Source organism: Arthrobacter sp. SLBN-112, from assembly GCF_006715225.1.
Taxonomy (GTDB): Bacteria; Actinomycetota; Actinomycetes; order Actinomycetales; family Micrococcaceae; genus Arthrobacter.
Window position 1 is genome coordinate 3,521,468 of sequence record NZ_VFMU01000001.1, and the last position, 21,904, is coordinate 3,543,371.

At 63.0% G+C, this 21,904-nt stretch carries 18 protein-coding genes; 4 read left to right on the forward strand and 14 right to left on the reverse strand.

Annotated features, from left to right (window positions below):
• Positions 1 to 472: 472 nt before the first annotated feature.
• From FBY33_RS16195 to FBY33_RS16250, 12 genes are all read right to left on the reverse strand, one after another.
• On the reverse strand, positions 473 to 1,600 hold the full coding sequence (locus FBY33_RS16195; protein ID WP_142031435.1) for a Gfo/Idh/MocA family protein: 1,128 nt from the start codon (positions 1,598 to 1,600) through the stop codon (positions 473 to 475).
• A complete protein-coding gene (locus FBY33_RS16200; RefSeq protein WP_142031436.1) occupies positions 1,597 to 2,415 on the reverse strand; it encodes a ThuA domain-containing protein in 819 nt (272 codons plus the stop codon). The genes FBY33_RS16195 and FBY33_RS16200 overlap by 4 nt, the downstream gene beginning before the upstream one ends.
• Positions 2,412 to 3,512, reverse strand: coding sequence for a Gfo/Idh/MocA family protein (locus FBY33_RS16205; protein WP_142031437.1), 1,101 nt, complete (start codon positions 3,510 to 3,512; stop codon positions 2,412 to 2,414). Before FBY33_RS16205 ends, FBY33_RS16200 begins: the two co-directional genes overlap by 4 nt.
• A 59-nt stretch (positions 3,513 to 3,571) precedes the next feature.
• Positions 3,572 to 4,468 (reverse strand): carbohydrate ABC transporter permease, encoded by an 897-nt coding sequence (locus FBY33_RS16210; RefSeq protein WP_142031438.1) that lies wholly within the window; start codon positions 4,466 to 4,468, stop codon positions 3,572 to 3,574.
• Positions 4,468 to 5,325, reverse strand: a complete 858-nt coding sequence (locus FBY33_RS16215) for a carbohydrate ABC transporter permease (protein ID WP_235010599.1) — start codon at positions 5,323 to 5,325, stop codon at positions 4,468 to 4,470. Before FBY33_RS16215 ends, FBY33_RS16210 begins: the two co-directional genes overlap by 1 nt.
• Before the next feature lie 77 nt (positions 5,326 to 5,402).
• Positions 5,403 to 6,728, reverse strand: coding sequence for an ABC transporter substrate-binding protein (locus tag FBY33_RS16220; RefSeq protein WP_200831403.1), 1,326 nt, complete (start codon positions 6,726 to 6,728; stop codon positions 5,403 to 5,405).
• A 193-nt stretch (positions 6,729 to 6,921) separates the two neighbouring features.
• Complete coding sequence (locus FBY33_RS16225; RefSeq protein ID WP_142031440.1) at positions 6,922 to 7,935, reverse strand: LacI family DNA-binding transcriptional regulator; 1,014 nt, start codon at positions 7,933 to 7,935, stop codon at positions 6,922 to 6,924.
• Between the two features lie 281 nt (positions 7,936 to 8,216).
• Positions 8,217 to 8,831, reverse strand: a complete 615-nt coding sequence (locus FBY33_RS16230) for a carbonic anhydrase (protein WP_142031441.1) — start codon at positions 8,829 to 8,831, stop codon at positions 8,217 to 8,219.
• Between the two features lie 428 nt (positions 8,832 to 9,259).
• Complete coding sequence (locus tag FBY33_RS16235; protein ID WP_142031442.1) at positions 9,260 to 9,526, reverse strand: hypothetical protein; 267 nt, start codon at positions 9,524 to 9,526, stop codon at positions 9,260 to 9,262.
• Positions 9,523 to 10,797, reverse strand: a complete 1,275-nt coding sequence (locus tag FBY33_RS16240) for a hypothetical protein (RefSeq protein WP_142031443.1) — start codon at positions 10,795 to 10,797, stop codon at positions 9,523 to 9,525. The genes FBY33_RS16235 and FBY33_RS16240 overlap by 4 nt, the downstream gene beginning before the upstream one ends.
• Before the next feature lie 188 nt (positions 10,798 to 10,985).
• Positions 10,986 to 11,648: a DUF4352 domain-containing protein gene (locus FBY33_RS16245; protein ID WP_142031444.1), complete on the reverse strand. Its 663-nt coding sequence runs from the start codon at positions 11,646 to 11,648 to the stop codon at positions 10,986 to 10,988.
• 41 nt (positions 11,649 to 11,689) lie between these two features.
• On the reverse strand, positions 11,690 to 12,352 hold the full coding sequence (locus tag FBY33_RS16250) for a hypothetical protein (protein ID WP_142031445.1): 663 nt from the start codon (positions 12,350 to 12,352) through the stop codon (positions 11,690 to 11,692).
• A gap of 240 nt (positions 12,353 to 12,592) precedes the next feature.
• On the opposite strand from FBY33_RS16250, the gene FBY33_RS16255 reads away from it, so the two are divergent.
• The 4 genes from FBY33_RS16255 to FBY33_RS16270 are packed head-to-tail and all read left to right on the forward strand — an operon-like array spanning position 12,593 to position 20,740.
• A complete protein-coding gene (locus tag FBY33_RS16255) occupies positions 12,593 to 14,656 on the forward strand; it encodes a hypothetical protein (protein WP_200831405.1) in 2,064 nt (687 codons plus the stop codon).
• Positions 14,656 to 16,284 carry a class I SAM-dependent DNA methyltransferase gene (locus tag FBY33_RS16260; protein ID WP_142031446.1) on the forward strand — a complete coding sequence of 543 codons (1,629 nt, stop codon included), beginning with the start codon at positions 14,656 to 14,658 and terminating at the stop codon, positions 16,282 to 16,284. The genes FBY33_RS16255 and FBY33_RS16260 overlap by 1 nt, the downstream gene beginning before the upstream one ends.
• On the forward strand, positions 16,281 to 17,504 hold the full coding sequence (locus tag FBY33_RS16265; RefSeq protein ID WP_142031447.1) for a restriction endonuclease subunit S: 1,224 nt from the start codon (positions 16,281 to 16,283) through the stop codon (positions 17,502 to 17,504). The genes FBY33_RS16260 and FBY33_RS16265 overlap by 4 nt, the downstream gene beginning before the upstream one ends.
• Positions 17,505 to 17,551: 47 nt before the next feature.
• Positions 17,552 to 20,740, forward strand: coding sequence for a type I restriction endonuclease subunit R (locus tag FBY33_RS16270; RefSeq protein WP_142031448.1), 3,189 nt, complete (start codon positions 17,552 to 17,554; stop codon positions 20,738 to 20,740).
• A gap of 547 nt (positions 20,741 to 21,287) precedes the next feature.
• Here FBY33_RS16270 and FBY33_RS16275 read toward each other — a convergent pair.
• Positions 21,288 to 21,548: a type II toxin-antitoxin system RelE family toxin gene (locus FBY33_RS16275; protein WP_142031449.1), complete on the reverse strand. Its 261-nt coding sequence runs from the start codon at positions 21,546 to 21,548 to the stop codon at positions 21,288 to 21,290.
• Positions 21,545 to 21,793, reverse strand: coding sequence for a type II toxin-antitoxin system Phd/YefM family antitoxin (locus FBY33_RS16280; RefSeq protein WP_142031450.1), 249 nt, complete (start codon positions 21,791 to 21,793; stop codon positions 21,545 to 21,547). The genes FBY33_RS16275 and FBY33_RS16280 overlap by 4 nt, the downstream gene beginning before the upstream one ends.
• Positions 21,794 to 21,904: the final 111 nt, after the last annotated feature.

The window sequence follows — 21,904 nt, forward strand, 5'->3', positions numbered from 1 at the left end:
GCTCGACTCATTGCGCGTCCGGGTCCGGTGCGGACAGGTCAGTGGCCAGCTCCTGCGATCCTCCAGGCCAGCTTCAGCGAACTCCCGGTAGCGGCGGGACCAGCGCGCACCCGCTGGGACCAGAACGTTGAACCGCTCAGCAGCCCGGGCGCAACGGCCAGCGACCAACCCCTATGACGCTGGCCAGATGCGGACGCCCCGAATAGGCCAAAAACGCGTTGCGGTGGGACACGAGGACCTCCTGGTTTGTGTTCGCTCTCGACAAGCAACACACACCCGGAGGTCCTCGTATAACGCCAAATAAATTCCCCTGTCATCAACCTGCCGGGACAGTACCGCTCATATCTGGATTTCGTTGCAAAGGAGGGCGTCGTGTGGTTAGACGCGACACCCTCCCTCCCGGCGCCCCGCCGCCGGCCGTTCCAGTCGCCCATAATCGGGCGGGGACTGAGCCACTGCAGCTGCAGGGTTATCAGATGTGGACGACACCTGACTTGGCAGCTGCTGATTCTTCGATCGCGGCCAGGACCCGCTGGACCTGCAGCCCGTCCTCGAACGACGGGGACGGCGGGTTGCCGTCCCGGATCGCGGCAAGAAAATCACCGATCTGGTGGGTGAAGGTGTGCTCCCAACCAAGCACGTGGCCCTGCGGCCACCACGCACTAACGTATGGCTGTTCCGGCTCGGTGACAACGATTCGCCTGAAGCCTTGCTCCGCGGCGGGGTTTGTCGCGTCGAGGAACTCGAGCTCGTTGAGCCGCTCGAGGTCGAAGGCGAGTGATCCGGACGAGCCGTACACCTCAATCCGGAGCGAGTTCTTTCGGCCCGTTGCCACCCTGGAAGCCTCCACCGATGCGACGACCCCGCCAGCGAGGGAAAGGGTGGCCCAGACAGCGTCGTCGACCGTGACTTCCTCCACGCCGTCCGGGCCAGGACGGCGGCCGATGAAGGTATGCAGGCGCCCGGAGGCTTCAGTGACGGCGTCGTCCAGGAGGTACTGAACCTGATCGATTGCGTGCGAAGCGATGTCCCCCAGCGCGCCGGATCCTGCGGTCTCCTTTCGGAGCCGCCAGCTCATCGGGGCGCTCGAGTCGGTCAGCCAGTCCTGCAGGTAAGAAGCGCGGACCTGCAGGACCTTGCCGAGCCGGCCAGCGGCGATGAGTTGCCGCGCGTACGCCAGCGCGGGCACGCGCCGGTAGTTGAACCCGATCATGGATTGCACTCCCCGCTCCCGGGCAGCCTGTGCGGCGGAAACCATAGCTTCGGACTCAGCCAGCGTATTCGAGAGTGGCTTTTCGGCCAGCACGTGCTTCCCGGCTTGTAGTGCGGCGATCGCTATCTCTGCGTGCAGCCATCCAGGGGCGCAAATGTCCACGATGTCCACATCGTCGCGTTCGATGACCTGGCGCCAGTCTATCGCCGATTCCGCCCAACCGTAGCGGGCCGCAGCTTCGGATACGTGGGCGGTGTCCCTGCCCACAAGGACGCGTTGCTCGATGGCGGGGCCGTCGAAGTACGCTCCCACGTTGCGCCAGGCGTGCGAGTGCGCTTTGCCCATAAATGCATATCCAATCGCGGCGATACCCAATGGACGGCTCATCGAATTGCCACCTTGTGTGTCACTGGCGTCGATACCGGGGGAAGCTCCGGGCCGGCGGCGGGGCGGGTTTCGTGCCCGCCTCGGGGCCGGTTACTTACTTCCGGGGCAGCGCGGGGCCTGTCGGACTGGGCGGCCCAGCTGACGGCGTTGGCTATGACGCGCTGGATTTGTGGGTGGTGATAGACGGGGTATTCCTGGTCGCCCGGGCTGAAGTAGAAGATTCTGCCCTTACCCCGGGTGAAAGTCACACCGGAGCGGAAGACTTCGCCGCCGTCGAAGGAGCTGATAAAGATCAGGTCGTCCGGGTCCGGTATATCGAACAGTTCCCCGTACATCTCCTGCTCTGGGATGACGATGGGGTTCTCGACACCGTCGGCGATGGGGTGCGATGGTTTGACGGTCCAGACGAGCTCTTGCTCGCCATCGTTGCGCCAGGCCAGGGAACAGCTGGTGCCGAGGAGGCGGGTAAAGATTTTGGCGAAGTGCCCGGAGTGCAGCACGATCAGCCCCATGCCGCCGAGCACGTGCCGATGCACTCGCTCCACCACGTGGTCACTGACCTCGGCGTGCGCCTTATGCCCCCACCACAGCAACACATCGGTCCTCGCCAACGTCTCCTCGGAGAGGCCGTGTTCCTCGTTTGAATGCAGGGTGGCCGTTGAGATGTCCGCGTCGGGCAGGGCCTCGCGGAGACCGTCTGCGATTGCTCCGTGGATGCCGTCGGGATAGATGCGCCCGATGTGTGCGGGTTCGTTAAGCGCCTCGTGCACTCCTTCGTTCCAGACCAGGACCTTGAGCTTGCCGGCGCTGCTCACAGCTGGACCTCCTTGCCTTCGCGGGCTGAACGGTAGCAAGCATCGATGATTTCCGCCCGGTTCAGGGCCAGGGAGCCGTCGTGATGGCCCCAGACGGTTTCGCCGGCGCGGACTGTTTGAATGAATTCCTCGATGACGGTCTGGTGGCCGAGTCCGGGCCGAGCTTCGGGCGTGTAGTCGGCGTTCTGACCATCCTTGTCGGTAAAGATCCTGAGTTCGCCGACAGGCGCCGATGGCGAGCCTTTGGCTTTCAGTTCCGCTCCCCCATCCGTGCCGTAGACCATGAAGTCGAGCAGGTCATCTTTCTCGCGGTAGCTGGCCCAGCCTGCCTCGATGAGAAGGGTTGCTCCTCCCTCAAGTCGGAGGAACGCCGAGGCGAAGTCCTCGACTTCGAAAGGGTGTTCGTCGTTCATCGGGGAGAAGCGGGCGCTTCCGCCGCGGCCCCGCGGCCCGAGTTCGGCATAAACAGTTGCCGAGACGGTGATGACTTTCGGCTCTCCCAGCAGGTGGAGAGAGTAGTCAAGGACGTGGACGCCGATGTCGGCCATCGGTCCGCCCCCGGAGAGGTGCGGGTTGGTGAACCAGCTCCCGAGCCGTGGAATGCCAGTGCGTCGCAGCCACGATGCCTTGGCATAGTAGGGGCGGCCAAGCCCGCCGTCGTCGATGATCGACTTGAGTTTTTGGATGTCGCCGCGTCGCCGGTGGTTGAACGCGACATCAAGTACCCGGCCCGACTTTCGGGCTGCCGCGACCATCATGCGGCCCTCTTCGGCGGTGCGGGCGAGCGGCTTCTCGCTCAGGACATGGAGTCCACGTTCAAGGGCGGCCACGGCGATTGGGGCGTGCAGGAACGTCGGAACGGCTACGCTGATGGCGTCCAGGTCTTGATGCTCCAGCATGTCTTCCCAGCGGAGGAAGGCGTGAGGAATGGTGTATTCGGCCTGAAGGGAGCGGAGGAGGTCCGCTTCCATTCCGGCGACGGCCACGATCTCGACGCCGGGAATGTTGCTGTATGCCTTCAGATGCTGCTGCCCGGCCCAGCCGATGCCGACGACGCCGACCTTGAGTGCTGGAGCGTGGGACTGCTCGGAGTTCACGAAAGTTGTTCCTATCTGGATGTGGTGGGAATTTAGGGTGTTGGGCGGTAGGAGACGGTTCAGCCTTTGACTGCGCCGGCGGTCATCCCGGCAACTATTCGCTTTTGGCAGATCAGGACCAGGACGACGAGGGGGATGGTGACGATGACGGATGCTGCGCTGATCCGGCCAAGGGGTACGTCGAATTCGCTCATGCCATTGAAGAAGGCGATGGCCACCGGTACGGGTCTGGCAGCCGGCGAACTCGTCAGGGTCACGGCCAAAAGAAACTCGTTCCAGACCGAGATGAAGACAAGGATCGCCGTGGTCGCCAGGCCCGGGACGGCCAGCGGAAGGATGACCCTTCTAAACGCCTGAAACGGCGTCGCCCCGTCCACGTAGGCAGATTCTTCGAGCTCGCGGGGAATGTCGCGGAAGAAGGATGTCAGCGTGTAGATGGCCAGCGGCAGGGCGAAGGTGAGTTTGGGAATGATGAGGCCGACCAGGGTGTCGTAGAGGCCGATTTCGCGCCAAATGGCGAACAAGGGAGCAGCGATCGCGATGGCCGGGAATGTCGTGACCGAGAGGATCAAGGTCAGGATAAGGGCCTTACGGCGCATCTTCAGACGTGCCAGTGCATAGGCGGCGAATGAGGCGAAGAGGAGCGCGATGACAGTTGTCACGACGGCAATAATCACCGAATTTCGCATCGCCAGAAGGAAGTCACCGTTGCCGAATACGGCCAAGTAGTTATCGACGGTCGGCTCGCTCGGGAACATCTCCCCTTTGCCCAGGCTCGCGCCCTTCTTCAGCGAGGTGCTGACAAGCCAGTAGAAGGGCACGAGCGAAAAGCCCATCACCACGATGACAAACACCCATACCAGGGGATGAAGGCGCGTTCTGCTGCGACGGGGCCGGGTGGCACTGGCGGCCTCGGCACTCGCCACTGAAGTGCGAGAGGTAGTTAGGGTGCTCATCAGCGGTCCTCCCGTGCGATGTCGCGGATGTTCCCGCCTCCGAAGCGGATGTAAACGGCGGAGACGATCATGACCGTCAGGAACGTAAGGATGGAAAGCGCCGACCCCTGCCCAACGAGCCGGTTTTCATTCAGCTCGCTGTACGCCAGCATGGACATCGACTGCGTACCATTCGCACCATGGGTGAGCACGAACGGCAGATCGAAGATTCTCAATGCGTCCAGCGTGCGGAATATCGCGGCCAGGACAATGGCCGGACGCAGCAGGGGCAGCGTCACGTTTACAAATGTTTTCCAGCGGCCGGCGCCATCAAGCTCGGCAGCTTCATACGTTTCCTGGGAAATCGCCTGCAGGCCGGCCAGGATGATCAGTGCGGCGAAAGGTGTGGTCTTCCACACATCTGCCATCACGATCACGGCCATCGCATACCCCTGTTCGCCGAGCCAGACCACGCCCGCGCCGGGCAGGTGAAGGGCGGTGAGGATCTGAGGTATGAAGCCCGTGGTGGGATCAAACATGGTCTGCCACGTTATGGCGCTAACGACCGTGATGATCGCGTAGGGCACGAGGACGACCGTGCGAAGCACCGCGCGGCCGCGGAAGGCAAGGTTGAGCAGAAGCGCCATGCCTGTGCCGAGAACCATCTCCAGCGCGACAGAGCACGCCGCGAACAGGAAGGTCTGGCCGAACGCCTTCCACCAGTCCTGGCCGGTAAGCGCCTCGACGTAGTTACCCAGCCCAACAAATCGGGAAAGCCCCGCCTGCAGGAGGCTGTACTGGTTGAGCGAGAGCCAGATTGCATAGCATATTGGGACGGCTGCCACGAGAGCCATCAGGATCAGCGCCGGAGCGGTCATCCCGGCGGCGAGGCCTCGCTCAGCATGGTCCCGGGTTCTGCGGGGCCGGTCGGGGACGAGTATGCGGGTGGCTGACATCAGAAGCTGGCCTGCGCCGTCTTCATCTGGTCCGCCATGTTCTTCACCGCGTCCTCGGTGGTCGAAGCGCCCGAGAGAACGGCGTAGACATTCTTGTTGATGGCCGCTGAAATTTGCGCATAGACCGGGGAGACCGGCCTGGGCTTGGCCCCCTTGACGGAGACAAGGAGTTCCTTAGCGAAAGGCATCTTTGCGAGCACCTCCGGGTCGGAGTAGGCTCCCTCCCCGGCGGGCGCCTGTGAGTAGTCCATCGCGACGTGCTTCTGCCAATCGGGCGAGGACTCAAAATTCACGAACGCGACGGCGGCACCGGGGTTCGATGCGAAGGCCGAAAGCGCCAGGTTCCATCCACCGAGCACACCACTGCCACTGGACTTGCCGTCAAAGGACGGCAATGGAGCGACCCCGAAAGTATCCTTCAGGGGCGTTGCATTCAGCTGACCGTAGACGTTGGGCCAGTTGCGTTGGTATCCGAACTTGCCCGACTCGTATGCCAGGCGCGTCGCATTTTCGTCGTACGTCAGGACGGCACGGTCAGCAGAACCGTTCTTGATGCCCTGCGCCATGAAGTCGAGAACCTTGCGGGTCTCCGACGAATCGACCTTGACGTTTCCCTTATCGTCAATGACGTCGCCGCCAGCGCTGTACAGGAGCTCCAGGAAGTTGACTGTGAGGCCCTCGTACTGCTTGGCCTGATAGACCACGCCATTGCCCGGGGATTTCGCCGCTTCGGTGTAGAGCTGCTGCCATGTCTCGGGCTTGGCTACCTTGTCCTTCGCGTAGTAGATCAGGCCGGCGTTGGTGTAGAACGGGGTGGCCCACGACTTGCCCTTGTACTGCGTTGTCGCCACCGTCGACGAAATCAGGGTGCCCTTGACGGCGTCAGTGACCTTGGTCATGTCCTGAAGCCAGCCCTGCGAGGCAAACTCCGGGGTCCAGGTCACGTCTGTCAGATAAAGGTCGCACTCGCCCGACTTGGCTTGAAGCCGCTGCACAGCCTGGGTGCGGCTCTCATCCGTGGTGGCACCTAAGACCGTGTACTTTGCGGTGATTCCCGGGTTCGCCTTCATGAAAGCGTCAATCGTGCCCTTATAGAGTCCGACCGAGTCCCTGCCCCCGCAAATCGAAAGGCTTCCGGATGCTCCCTTGCCCGAGGCGGGGTCCACGACAGGGGCCGAAGGACCGGCAGATGGGGCTGCCGTGCCGCCGCAACCGCTCAGGCCGAGAGCGAGTGCTCCTGCAGCGGCAATGATGCCTGCCAGCGACCGGGACTTCGCGCGGCGGGGACCGTTGGGTGACGAGGGTGAAGTAAGGGCAGTGTCCACAGATTGCTCCTTGGAAATTTGGTGCCTCACGGGCACGTCCGACGGCGTGGTGAATCGATTCGGCACCAGCGCCAAATCAACCCGCCACGAATAGAAAGAGAGAGCTGGTGCCGCCGGGCTTAGGTGTTGCCGGATCGATTCAGCACCGAGTTGATCGTGTCAGGTGAGATGGATCACTGTCAAGCATTTCCGGTTACGACGCTTGCTGGCACCCGCACGATTCCCGGACCACAAGCTCCGGCGCAAACACACGTTCCGAAACTCCCGCAGCTGGCTCCGCGATCTCTTCGAGGAGGAGTTCGGCCGCTGCACGCCCCAGCAGTTCAGGGCGGGTCGCGACAGATGTGAGGGGAGGTTCCCAGAGCGCGGCGGTTCGAACGTCGTCGTAGCCGATCAGGCGAACCCCAGAGGCTCGCCCTGCGATGCGCAGCGCTCGATAAACACCGAACGCCACCCCATCGCTCTGGCAGATGATTGCCTCCGGGAGCACACCTCGTTCAAGGAGGGCTTGCCCTGCTTGCAGACCGCCTTCACCGTTAGTAGGGCTCTCAACCTCGACTAGCAGGGCTGGATCCATGCCCGCATCCGCCAGCGCAGATCGAACACCCTCGATCCGGTCCCGACGCGAGAGGTGGGGGGAGAACCCTCCTACGAAGGCGAAACTACGGCAGCCGTGGCCTAAGAGGTGCTCGGCCGCCAGACGGCCGCCCAGTTTGTCGTCAGGTCCCACGTAGGGGGCGGAAACGCCTTCCAAGTACTTGGTCACGAAAACGTGTGGTACACGCGAGGCTTCCAAGGCTTCGAGGAAGGTGCTGCCCGACCGGGATGCGGGCATGATGGCAAGTCCCGCCACTTGGTATTCGCGAAGCTCAGCGATGAGTTCGTCCTGCCGCACGGGATCGTCCGAGGATGCGACAACGAGCGAACGAAATCCCGCTTCAGCGAGGGCAGCCTCAAGTCCCACGAGAAGTTCACCGAAAAAGGGGTTGGCAATGTCGGTGACGACGACTCCGACGGTCGTTGTCCGCCGTGTCCTGAGCGATGCCGCACCACGGTTGTAGACATAGCCGAGCTCGCGCATGGCTTGGTGCACCCGATCGCGGGTCTCGGAGGACACTCGCCCCGTGCCCGTGACCACGTTCGAAGCCGTAGTCCTTGACACACCCGCGTGGGCGGCAACATTTTTCAGGGTGACAGCAAGGTCCATTCGCAAAAGATAGCAGGATCGATCCAGTGACGGCGCCGAGTGGACCCACACGGGCGTTCAACCGCTGGTCCGAAGCCGCTTCAGGGCGGCTGGGTTGCAGCGGGATTCCTGGACGGGAACAACGTCGAACCGGGAAAATCGCCGCCGCTGGGCAGGCGATGGCGTGCCAGTCCCGCTTCGGCGAGTCCTTGGCGTCGGTCAGGACAGCCTGCAGCCGGGCCAGGTCTTCGATTACCACTGGCGACTGGTGCTCGGTCATGTCTTGGCTTCCCTCGCGTTGCCTAGAGCAGGGCGGGATCCGTAACGAGCTGCGCGCGGCCTTCTGCGAGCCGGTACGCGACACCGACCACGGCGGTTGACGAGTTGTGCACAGCCGCGGCGATCACCGGCGAGCTTTCCAGCAGCCGCTCAGCAGTCAGTCTCGCGTGGTCGACGACCATATCGTTGATCTCTGTCCTGCCATTCCGTTGCGAAGTTAGCACCGACGGAGTAATCCGTTCCACCAGGTCGCGGATGAAGCGTTGGGGCATCTCTCCGGTTTCCAGTGCTTCTTTGGTGGCAGTGACAGCGCCACAGTTGTCATGTCCCAGGACGACGATCAGCGGGACGTTGAGGACCGAAACGCTGTATTCCAGCGAGCCGAGCACGGCATCGTCAAGGACATGCCCGGCCGTCCGGACCACGAAGGCATCCCCGAGGCCGAGATCGAAGATAATCTCGGCAGCAAGGCGGGAATCTGAGCAGCCAAAGATGACCGCAAAGGGGTTCTGGGTGTCCATCAGCTCACGGCGCCTCGAGGCGCCCTGGTTCGGGTGCTGGGCGTCACCGGAGACAAAACGTTCGTTGCCTTCAAGCAGGCGCTGCCATGCTTGGGCCGGGCTGATGCTGTTAGTCACCCTACTTACCTTATAGGAGGGGCGGGCGTCCCTTATGGGCGACATCGCCCTGCATTTGCGCGGTCCTTGCCATCCCCGCCATTGTCGCGGCCGTGGCTTCCATCTTGTCAGTTTGAACCGCGCCCGGGTGCCTCTGACCCTTGCCCCGGCAGAGCTACAGGCCGCGGCGAGTAAGGCCGGCATCATGACCACACCCGGCCCTCTCGGCACCAGCCGAAACGGCCGCATCATGCCGAGGCCGGGGCTTGAGCGCAGGGCGATCACGTCTCGATCATTTGAAAGTTTGCGAGGCTCGCGGAGGCCATCCCGGGCTGAGCTGCAATGCAGCACACGGTCGGCTGACGGGATTGTCAGACGGCGTATTACTTGAGGCCCTGCGACCTAATCAAGGAACTCGTGCTGGCCGACCTCGCCGCGTCTCTGGCGACTCACATGGCGACCCGAACTGCTTTAACCCGAATGTAATTAAACGTCCTCGCGACTTCTCCCGGCGACGCGTTGTTCTTCTCCAGGGACCACGCAACAAGGCCGTCGTACTCCGTGCGCCCCTCTACGTCCTCATGTAGGGAACTCTCGGCCAGAGAAGCCATGTAGGCGTCGGCAAGGCTGTGGCAGTGCTCGCCTGTGTTGCGGTTCTTTATAAAGCCAGCCTCCATGACTGCCGCGAGTTCTGCGCTGTAGGCGTCCGGATTCATTCCCCGGGCGCCCTCTCCGGCGCGTCAGCCGTGTCTCGCTTTCGCGACTTGAACAGACCAGCGACTCTTCCACTGGCTGCGCCGGTGGCACCAGCCAGGGCACCACCGAGGCCCTTCACCGCGGCGAGGGCCTGCGGCTCGTCCGGGATCCCGTCGCCGTCGACGTCCACGGCACGGAACGGGCGGGAGACCGCAGCGGCAGCGCTTGCTACCCCCGACCCCACCGCGGAGGCACCCGTCGCGACTCCTTCTCCAACAGTGCTGGCCGTCCCGCTGATCCAGCTTCCCGTGGACTTCGCGGCATCCTCCAAGGCTGCAAGCGCCCGGTTGGGTTCGGATTCCTGGTCGTCGGCGTCGGACAATTCGATCTGCAGGGCAAGGTGTGCCGGGAACTCCGCCGGAGCCACAGGGAATGCTTTACGGGCGGACTCAACGACGTCCCGGCCAAACACAAAACGGCTCACACCTCCAGTGAGTGCACCCACTCCGTATTCGATGGCCGTCTGCTGGTTTCCGTTCAGGGTCTCCCGCACGGTGTCCAACTGACCCGTTTGCATGGTCCGTACGAGGCTTTGCGCGGCGCCGCTGGGCAAGGTATCAGCCAGGGTAGTCGCCCAGTGGGACCAGTCCCCGCTGGCGGCCGCGAATTTGTGGCCAACGCCCACCACACCGTCGGGGGAAGTCTCCGCGACGTCCTTGGCCATGATGGCAATCTGCTCCTGGCTTACCCGCTCATTGGTCAACCCGTAGACCAACGCGTGGGCCTGGTCTTGGTCAAGGGCCTTCCCGTGGATGTCGGCGAGGGCCAGACCATAGATCGCTGTGAGCTCGAATTGGAGCTGCTGATCTCCTGCCGGGAGCAGCGCCGCGATCCGGTTGGCGCCGTTTTTCGCCGCACCCATGGCCATATTCTTCGCGGCCACCTTAGCCGCTTCCTTGGCGGTTACCTGCACGGTCTTCTTGGCTGCCTGCTTGCCTGCAGTCTTAATACCGGCGGCCGCCACTCCGCCGCCCGGAATGAGGGCAATTCCGACTTCGGCGGCGATCGACCCCGCGGTAATAGCGGCCCCTGCAGCGGTGATTGACGTGCTGTAGTGACGCTCAAGCAGTTTGATCACTTCTGCGGGGGTCGCCTCCGGACGCCGGCGCCGAATCCGCATGACGTACTTGCGTGCAATCGAATGACGGGCACTGACGGCCTTCGCAATGTCGGCGTTGGCTTCCTCATCATCCAACTGGGTCTCCAGTGTGACAGCTTCGCTCTCGGTCATTTACGTTGTCCCCCTCTAACCACAGGCTCAACCCTGAGCCTTTTTGTCAACGCTGCAATTCAATTCGCGGCAAAGGAGCCAAGGGCTCCCCTGCCGCGCCGTCATCAGTGTCGCGCATGAGGCGGCAAGATCTTGCTCGCCACGCTGCACTGACCTCCGCCGGGCAGAGCGCACGGGCGGAAGTGAGCCTATCCCGGGATCTGGATCCGCGCAGCTTCCTGCAGCAGGGGATCAGAAATCATGACGGTGGCAGCTCCCGGTGCAATATCGAAAGCGATGTTGCCCCGCGCCTTGTCCCCGGGAAGCACCTCGCCAGAGCCCAGCTGGTTGTCGGCAAACAGGCTCATGTCCGCCTTGCGCCCGTTGGCATCCTTCGCAGAGAAGTAGAGCGGATTGGAGCTCGTCTTGCCGGATTCCGTTTCCCAGAGCACGTCCAGGAGCAGGTAGGTGCCGTTCTTGGGCGGCGTAGCGAACGCGCCGGTGGTGACAGTGTCGGTGCGGACGGCGGACACAACGGTGATCCTGGCGGTGTTGCCGTTGCGCATCTTCACGGAGAAAGGAACGCCGACCGTAGGAGCCGCGGGCGCGGCAGGAGCGGACGACGGCGGTGCTGCCGCCGCCGGGGCGGCAGGGGCAGCGGTAGCCGGCGCCGCTGCTTCGGCAGACGCTGCGGTGGAGGCGATCGGGCTGGAGTCCGCGGCTGGCTTGTTGCCGCCGGAGCAGGAGCCCATGAGGATGCCCACCAAAAGCACACCGGCTGGGATAACGAAGCGCTTCTTCGTGTAGAAGGCGCGCTTGGCGGGTGCCGGAGCTGCCGGCGGGGTCGGGAATGAAAAGTTCTGGTCAGCCATGGTGGTGCCTTTCGAGAGTGGGTGCTGTGATGCTGCGGTTGTTACTGCTTTTCCCATTTGCCGCAACGGCTGGATTTGAAATCCTGGCCGGCGGAGAGTGCCACGGAGGGCCGTCCGCCGCCGGGGAGGTCGTTGTCGATGATGTTGCTGCCGTTGCTGCCGGTGGCATAGATGCCCCAGTAGCAGGAGGAGCCGACGTCGGCCGACGCTCGGTAGGTGCCTGGCTCGATGTCGGTGCCCACGGTCCAGGTGCCGTCACCGATGGTGTTGGCCGCCTTGGTCTTCTCCGCCCCGGTGACGGCCTCTTCGCGGACCTTAACCGCCGCTTCAGCAGACTTGACTGCGGCATCGGCCTTTCCGACCTCGGCCTCCCGCGCCGCAACCTTGGACTCGCGGGACGCCATACCCCTTTCGAGGATGTCGAACTTCCCTTTCAGCGTGGCGTAGCTGGACAGCGCGGCGTCGCGCTCAATCTCCACCGTCGACTTCTCGTCTGCGAGGGACACATACGCCTCGCTTGCCTTCGGGTCCGGCAGGACAGTCCCGAAGGTGATGCCGCCGGCAAAGAGCACGACGGCGCCCATCACCAGAAGGAGTGGCTTCTTCCGGCCCGGCCTGGTCACCTGGGCCGTCTGACCGGGCCCGGTTTCAACTGCTGTGTCGTCGGCCGGCATGTCCGCCGGCCCGACGTCGCTGTTCAACATGTTCTCTTCCTCTTTTCGTGGATAACCGCTGAACGGCGGCGGGATACTGATCCCCCAATACGCGGTTCCCCGCCGCCGCCGCAGCTCTGGAAGATTCCTTCTTGGCTGCAGGACGAACTTATGGGCCGCCTGCACGTGTCCAGCGTCGAGGGACTGATAACCCGGGTTATCAGCACAAAGCCATCAGTGTCCCAGCATCCCGTTAGGCTGATGGAACGATTCCGACTGAAGGGGGCAGCCATGGATACAGCTACCGGTTCACTGCACATGAGCCTCTCCGACGTCGCCTCCCTTGCGCAGGTCCAGCGGCCGGTGGTCTCCATGTGGCGCAGGCGAAGCAGTGGAGGACCGCTGCCGTTCCCGGCAGCCGCCGCGACCAGCAACGGAGTGGAGCTGTTCGACGCCGATGAGGTCACCGCCTGGCTCCGGGCCACCGGGCGCGGGAACAATGCGGAAGCCACGAACGACGCCGCCGTTTTCGCGAGGCTGGCCGCCCCGGCAGCGGGAGCACCCCGGGATAACCGGCAGACCTTCGATGGCCTCACCTCGCTCCTCGCCCTAAAGGTCATCACCGGTCAGGTCCTGAGCCGAAGCAGCGCGGCCGAACTGCTGGACGCTGCCGACGAGGCCGACCCCGACGATGTGTTCCTCTACTCCGAATTGGAGGCCCTCGGTTCCGCTCTTCCGGGGCTGGCAAACTTCGCGGACCGGCTGGCAGACAGTGCGTTCAGCGCGCCGGCGGCCTTCGAGAAACTGCTCTCCCACCGCTTCAAAGCCGGTCTGCGGGAGCAATCGGACACTGCACTGACGGACGCTGCGCTCAAGCTTGTCAGCACCACAGCCCTGGAGCTCGCCGCAACCCTGGACCGGAAGCCACTGTTCGTAGACTCCACGCCGGGCGGCAGCGACGTGATGCTCAGCATCGTACAGCAGTCCGGCGAATCAGGGCCCGTCACTTTCCTCGCAGCAGACCACGACGGCGGCGCCTCACGGTTTGCCCGCCGCCGCCTGGCAGTGCACGGCGCGGACAGCGCACCGGTCAAGATTGACGCCAAAGGCGCCTTCACCGTCAGTGGTCCCGCCGTGCATGTGGCCCAATATCCGGCTCCCGGCGATCCTGCACTGGACACCACCGGCATCCTGCTGGGCATCGAGAACATCGTCCTGCAGATGGACGACTCCCAGCGGGCGGTGGTCATTGCCCCTGCCCGAGTGCTGTGCGACGCCTTGCCGGGCGAGGCCGGGAACTTGCGCGCAGGTCTCCTGCGCTCCGGCCGGGTGCGCGCAATCGTCCGGCTCCAGCCGGGTCTTCTTCGCGCCAAGCCGCGCGAACCGCAAGCTTTGTGGGTGCTGGGTCCGTCCTTCGCGGAAGTGCCCATCGCCGACCGCTGGACCATGGTGGCGGACCTGAGCACCAGCCCGCTCACCCTCGATGTGAGCCAGGACCTGATCAGCGACGCCGTCGCCTCCATGGGCAGCCGAGCCACCATCCGCGCCCACTCATTCCGGTTCGCCCGTCTGGTGCAGACCCGCATACTTCTCGCGAGCCACGGCTCCCTTGTGGGCGCCCCGCCGGTCAGGAGTACGACGGCGGCGCGCGGCATTGAGACAGCGCTGCGGATCGAGGAACTCGTCCGGGTCCTTTCCGCCGGGGCAGCCGAGCCGCCTGCACTGCCGGCGTTCCAGCCCGCGGCGTCAGGCGGTTCGCTCCAGCCCGCGACGGTCCAGGAGCTCATGACCGCCGGTAACGTCAGGTACCTCAAAGGCATCCGGCTTGAGCAGGCTGACCTCAACGGCAAGGCCGGAAGCAGGATCCTGGGCCGCGAGGAACTGATGGATCCGCACAATGCCCAGCCGCGCTTCATCACGCTTCTAGACTTCGCCGCCAACTATCCCGCAGGGCGGCTCACCGAACCCGGCGACATTGTCTTCTGTACCAGCCCGCGGTCCGCCGCCATGGTGGACGCGGAGGGCGGCGCCGTCGTCGTCTTTCCCGCCCGGATCCTGAGGATCGACGAAGGTGACCCGGGCGGCCTGGTGCCCGCCGCCGTCGTCCGTGACATCAACGCCTGGCCGGCGACGGACAAAACCTGGCGCAATTGGCGCCTGCGCCGTACAGCGGACGCCCAGCGCCAACCTTTGATCAACGCCCTGGAAACCCTGCAACACGCGCAGGCCCGAGCCCGCGAACGCCTGAAGCAGCTGGAAGAACTCGCTACCCTGATTACGGACGGCGTAGCGGGCGGAAGCCTCACCCTGACAGACCCTATTTCCCACGCCGCACCACAAGAAGGAACTGCATAATGCCCCCGAAAGTGAAGGTGGACCTCGCCCCGTCCACCATGAAGGAACTCAAGGACACGCTCTGGAAGGCGGCGGACAAGCTCCGCGGTTCGATGGATGCCTCACAGTACAAGGATGTGATCCTGGGGCTGGTGTTCCTGAAGTACGTGTCGGACGCGTTCGAGGAGCGGCGCGGGCAGATCCAGGCCGAGCTGGAGGCGGAAGGGCTCAACGAGGAGCAGATCGCCCAGCTGATCGGCGACGTGGACGAGTACACCGGCCGCGGCGTGTTCTGGGTATCGCCCCGGGCACGCTGGACTTACCTGGCGGAGCACGCCAAGGGCCTGGACGCGGTGGACGGTGCGGCGCCGAAGTCCGTCGGGCTGCTGATTGATGAGGCTATGGATCTCATCATGGCCGACAACAAATCCCTGGCGGCCACGCTTCCCCGCATCTACAACCGGGACAATGTGGACCAGCGCCGCCTGGGTGAGCTGCTGGACCTGTTCAACTCGGCCCGTTTCACCGGGCAGGGCGCCAGCAAGGCGCGCGACCTGCTGGGCGAGGTGTACGAGTACTTCCTGGAGAAGTTCGCCAAGGCCGAGGGCAAGCGCGGCGGTGAGTTCTATACCCCGGCCGGCGTGGTCCGCGTGCTGGTGGAGGTGCTGGAACCGCACCGCGGGCGGGTGTACGACCCGTGCTGCGGTTCGGGCGGCATGTTCGTCCAGGCCGAGAAGTTCCTCGCGGCCCACCACCTGGAGGGTTCGGACATTTCCGTCTACGGCCAGGAGCTCAACGAGCGCACCTGGCGGATGGCCAAGATGAACCTCGCCATCCACGGCCTGAACGCCAATCTGGCCTCGCGCTGGGGCGACACGTTCGCGCGCGACCAGCACCCGGAGCTGACCGGGACCAACGGCGCGGACTTCATCATGGCCAACCCGCCGTTCAACATCAAGGACTGGGCCCGTTCCGAGTCGGATCCGCGTTGGAAGTACGGCGTCCCGCCGGCCGGCAACGCCAACTATGCGTGGATCCAACACATCATCTCCAAGCTGGCGCCGGGTGGCAGCGCCGGCGTGGTCATGGCCAACGGCTCCATGTCCTCCAACTCCGGCGGGGAGGGCGAGATCCGCGCCCAACTGGTGGAGGCCGACCTGGTCTCCTGCATGGTGGCGCTGCCCACCCAGCTGTTCCGCAGCACCGGCATCCCGGTGTGCACCTGGTTCTTCGCAAAGGACAAGACCGCCGGCCCGCGCGGTTCAGTGGACCGGACCGGGCAAGTGCTCTTCATCGACGCCCGAAACCTGGGCTACATGGTGGACCGTGCAGAGCGTGCCCTGTCCGACGAGGACATTGCCAAGATCGCCAACACGTACCACGCTTGGCGCGGAACTTCGTCGGCGGTTGAGGCCGGGCTGACATACGACGACGAGGCCGGCTTCTGCTATTCGGCCAGCCTTGCGGAGGTCAAGGCAGCAGATTACGCGCTGACGCCGGGACGGTATGTTGGGGCGGCGGATGTTGAGGACGACGGCGAGCCGATCGAGGAGAAGATCGCGCGGCTGTCGAAGGAGCTGTTTGAGCAGTTCGAGGAGTCCGAGCGGCTCGCGGCGGTTGTGCGCGAGCAGCTGGGGAGGGTTTCGTGAGCGAACGCAAAACTAATACCGGCGGCCGGGAGGCAACACTGAGCGTCATCCCAGGAAAATTTGCGCTCAGCGTCGGAAAACCGCGCCTTCCAGAACCTGCTGGTTTCACTTGGACCAAGCTCACTGACGTCGCTCGAATAGAAAGTGGCCATACTCCCAGCCGTACCAAGGAAGAGTACTGGAATGGGCCGATTCCGTGGATTGGGATACGAGAGGCGACGGGGAATCATGGCAAAACAATTTACGAAACGTCACAGTCGATAACGGAGCTAGGACTAAACAACTCCTCCACTCGATTACTTCCTGCGGAAACGGTTTGTCTGTCGCGAACCGCGTCAGTCGGATACGTAGTGAAGATGGGCGTTCCTATGGCCACCAGCCAAGATTTCGTCAACTGGGTTTGCGGTCCCCAATTGTCTTCGAGTTACCTCATGTACATCTTGATGGCAGAACAAGATAGCGTGCGAAGGTTTTCTCATGGCACAACGCACCAGACGATGTATTACCCCGAAGCTAAGGCCTTGAACGTACTAATTCCGCCCCGACCTGAGCAGGATGGGATCGTTGAAGTCTTGGGCGCCCTCGACGACAAGATCGCCGTAAACACGAAAATGGTGCAGTCTGCTGAAGAGTTGCTCCAGTGTTCTTATCGCGGACTCATCAACGCTGTTCCTTCCACACGCGTCTTGGTTGAAAGCCTGATCCATCGCATAACGCCAAAGCGAAAGTTTTCCAAGGAAGAACTGCTAACGCAGGGCGACTTTCCGGTGTTTGATCAAAGCGAGGTTGGATTACTGGGCTACCTAAATGGTGAAGGATTCTTGGATTCAAGCGCCGAGCGTCCAATCCTCTACTTTGGAGACCACACGTGCAAACTAAGGCTCGCCTCGGAAAGATTCACCGTTGGCCCGAATACAGTCCCGTTTACCGGTTCCGGCATTCCATCGCTGACTCTTTATTGCGCATTGAACGGTTTGCAGAATCATGAAGAATACAAACGCCACTGGCAGCTGCTGTTGAAGAAAGAAGTGGAGATTCCCGATTCTGTACAGGCCACTGACTTTGCATCGCGTTATAGGCACCTACTTAAGGTGATCCAGAGTGCGAACCGAGAAAACACTCTTCTGGCGGCAACTCGAGACGTCCTCCTCCCACAGCTAATGTCCGGCAAGCTCCGGGTCAAGGACGCGGAGAATGTGCTTGAACGGGCCGGGGTGTGACAGTTAGACCTATCATCAGAAGATCCGGTCAACCAGGGGGAATCACCGTGACAGCACCAGCAGTAGCGTTTTCGGAAGCCGACTGGGAGGGGGCCGCGAAGGAGCGGCTCGGCGAACTGGACTGGAAGCCGGTGGAGGGCCAGGCAATTGCTCCTGGCACCGGGGAACGCGATTCCTGGTCTGAGCTACTGATCCGGCCCCGCCTCCTCGCCGCCCTCCAGCGCCTCAACCCGGCAGTCCCCGCCCAGTATTTGCAGCAGGCTCTGGCTGAAATCGCATCACTCAAGTCGAACGACGCGCTGGCCGAGAACCACCGCATCCACAACTGCCTCGTAGACGGCTACCGGCTGACCTACATTGACTCGGACGGCAATGAGGCCAACCCGACCATCCGACTGCTCAGCCAGGCGCCGGACCAGAATGACTGGCTCGCCGTCAACCAGGTCACTCTGGTGCAGGGCGACTACAAGCGGCGCTTCGACGTCGTGCTCTACTGCAACGGCATGCCCGTCAGCATCATCGAACTCAAGAAGGCCGGCAGCGCCCACGCCGACCTTCCCGGCGCCCACGCCCAGCTCCAGACCTACCTCCGCGAATTCCCCATGGCTTTCCGTTTCTGCGTCTTCACGCTCGCAAGCGACGGGATCCAAGCCAAATACGGAACGCCGTTCACCCCCTTTAATCACTTCTCACCATGGAACGTTGACGACGACGGCGTCCCCGTCCCCCAGGGGTACATGGTCGACGGCGATGCCGTCACCGCCTTGGACACCGCCCTTGACGGGCTCTACAACCAGGAGCGTTTCCTACAGCTCACCCGCAACTTCACCGCCTTCGACCAGGGCTCGGGCGGCCTGGCCAAGCGGATTGCGAAGCCGCACCAGTACTATGCGGTCACCAAGGCCGTGGCCAGCACCATCCAGGCGGTGGAGAGCAACGGCAAGGCTGGCGTTGTGTGGCACACCCAGGGTTCGGGCAAGTCCATGGAGATGGAACTGTATGCCAATATGGTGGCGCGGCAACCGAAGCTGAAGAACCCTACCGTTGTGGTCATCACCGACCGGAATGAGCTGGACGGCCAGCTGTTCGAAGGTTTCGACCGCAGCCTGCTCCTCGCCGAGCAACCCAAGCAGATCAGGAAGCGCTCCGAGCTGCGTGACGAGCTGAGCAACCGGACCACCGGCGGCATCTACTTCACCACGCTGCAGAAGTTCGGCCGCAGCAAATCGGAGAAGGACGCCGGTGCCGACCACCCGCTGCTGTCCGACCGGCGCAACATCATCGTCGTGGTGGACGAGGCACACCGCTCCCACTACGACGACCTGGACGGCTACGCCCGGCACCTCCGCGACGCGCTCCCCCATGCAACCCTGATTGCATTCACCGGAACGCCGATCTCCTTCGACGACCGCAATACCCAGGACGTCTTCGGCGACTACATCGACATCTATGACCTGTCGCGGGCCGTGGAAGACGGCGCCACGGTGCCCGTGTACTTTGAGCCTCGCCTCATCAAGGTGGGGCTGGCCGCGGACATCACTGAAGAAGACCTGGACAAATCCGCCGATGAACTGACACTGGGGCTCGACGATACGGAGCGCGCGCGCATCGAGGCGAGTGTCGCCGTCGTAAACGCCGTTTATGGTGCGCCGCAGCGCATTGCTGCGCTGGCCGAGGACCTGGTGGCGCACTGGGAGAACCGGCGCGAGCGGATGGGCAAGTTCATCGAGGCGCCGGGCAAGGCGATGATCGTGGGCGGGACGCGCGAGATCTGTGCGAAGCTGTACGCCGCGATTGTGGAGCTACGGCCGGACTGGCATTCGGACGACCTCTCGAAGGGCAGGATCAAGGTGGTGTACTCGGGCGACGCGACCGACGTGCCGCCGGTATCCGACCATGTGCGCCGGGATTCGATGAATGCCCAGGTCAAGGAGCGGCTCAAGAACGTCGACGACGAACTGGAACTGGTGATCGTCAAGGACATGATGCTCACCGGCTACGACTCTCCCCCACTGCATACCCTGTACCTGGACCGGCCGCTCAAGGGCGCGCTGCTCATGCAGACTCTGGCACGTGTAAACCGCACCTTCCGCGGCAAGGAGGACGGGCTGCTGGTGGCGTACGCGCCGCTGGCCGAGAACCTGGCGAAGGCGCTGGGCGAGTATACGAAGTCGGACCGGGCGAACAAGCCGGTGGGGAAGAACATTGATGAGGCTGTCGGCCTGGCGGTATCCCTGGTGGAGACTTTGCGCTCCTTATTGGCTGGGTACGACTGGAAAGCCGTGTGGATGAAGGGCGGGCCGAAGTCGTTCCTCAACGCTGTGACCGGCGCGGTCAGCTACCTGCGCAATCCTGCCACGCCCGGCAACCAGCCCGCGGACGGCGAAGAATCGGTTGCAGCGAGGTACCGCAAATTCTCCAGCCAGCTGTCCCGAGCATGGGCGCTGTGTTCAGGGTCTGAGACACTGGCTGAGCTGCGCCCCGAGATCCAGGTGTACGAGGAAATCCGCGTCTGGATGGCGAAGTACGACGCCGCCGACCGGCAGGCCAGCGGCGAACCTGTTCCGGAGGACATCCAGCGGCTGCTGGGGAACCTGATCGCGTCAGCGACGTCCTCGGGCGAGGTGCTGGACATCTACGATGCCGCCGGCATGCCGAAGCCGTCCCTGGATGACCTGACACCCGAATTCATTGCCAAGACGCAGAAGGCGCGGAACCCGCAGCTGGCCATCGAGGCGCTGCGGAAGCTGATTGCCGATGAATCGGCTTCCTCCACCCGGAACAACGTGATCCGGCAGCGTGCGTTTTCGGAGCGGATCACCGAGCTGATGAAGAAGTACACCAACCAGCAGCTGACATCTGCCGAAGTGATTGCGGAGCTGGTGGCGCTGGCGCGTGAAGTGGCGGCCGAAGGTAAGCGGGGCCAGCAGTTCACTCCCCCGCTGAACTCTGATGAGCTGGCGTTCTATGACGCCGTGGCGCAGAACGAGTCCGCGGTGGAGGTTCAGGGCGAAGGGGTTCTGGCAGACATTGCCCGCGAACTGGTGTCCGTGATGCGGCGCGATGTCCGGACGGACTGGACCGTGCGCGACGACGTTCGGGCAAAACTGCGGTCCTCGATCAAGCGGCTGCTGGTTCGGTTCGGCTACCCGCCGGACAAGCAGCCAGAGGCCATCAAGCTCGTGATGGAGCAGATGGAGTCCATGGCACCAAGGTTTGTCGAAGCACGGGCTTAGCCCAAGAGTTTTACGCCAACAGGCGGTTGCAACAACAAAATGAAAATGGGGAAATGACTACTTACGAAGCACCTAATGCTGGCATGAATCCAGACGCACCGCCGGCGCCGACCCGTGCGCCGCAGCCAAAAGCCAAGCGGCTGAAGCTATCGAAGCTCCGGTCGGCCAACGCAGCCAGGATCATTTTGGGCTCGGTGCTGGCTTTGCTCCTGATCATCACCTGGTTGGCTAATAACCCCGGCTGCAGAGTGGTAGCAGCCCGTCGGATTGGAAGTCGGAGCTCAGCGCGGCCGATCTCAAGAAAACCATGAACAACGGCGAGGCCAAGGGCGCCCCGCAGCAGACAGTTGTCAACGGCTGGTATGCCAACGACATTGCCGCTGTCACTGCTGCACAGAACACATACATTGCTGCAAGTTCCGCCCGGAACGGGAGTTTCTTGCTCCTCATCGGGTTGGCAGTAGCCGGGGAACTCATCATCAGGGGCGTCGAAAAAACAAACCGACAGCGGCCAGTTACATCTTGACTCCGGAAAATGGACGGTTCGCTACTTATCGTAGACGTCGCGTCGATGCCCTAAGGTAACAACAACCACGAGCAAAACGTCGTCCTGGATCGTGTAGATGATCCGATAATCGCCTACTCGGATCCGGTAACCCGGACGGCCGCTCAAAGCAATTGCCTTGGGCGGCCGCGGGCCTTGGCCAAGGAGCGCAATTGCCCCCTGAATCCGTTGACGATCCTCGCCATGGATCTTCTTGAGTGCACGAAAGGCGGAAGGGCGCAGCTCAATCCTGTAACGACTCATCCCCAGCCCAGATCCGCCTTCACCTGCGCCCAGGGAATGTTCTCGCCTTCTTCCGCCATTGCTGCGTCGAACGCCGCAATGTCCTCGACTTCTTCCACGGCATCAAGCATCTGCTCGTAGCGCTCCGGGGATACGAGAACCGCTGCACGATGTCCGCGGCGCTCGATGAATACCGGCTCAGACTCAGCTTTCTCGATGAGCTCCGGTAGGTGTGAGCGCGCGTCCGTGATGTTGATGGTCGACATGCCAATAAATGTACATCTGCAAGTATCAGATGTACATGTAAATCCTTCGAAACCGGTGCGGGACTAAAGTGCGGCTGCCACCCAAAAAATGTCAGACCCCCGTTAGATGAT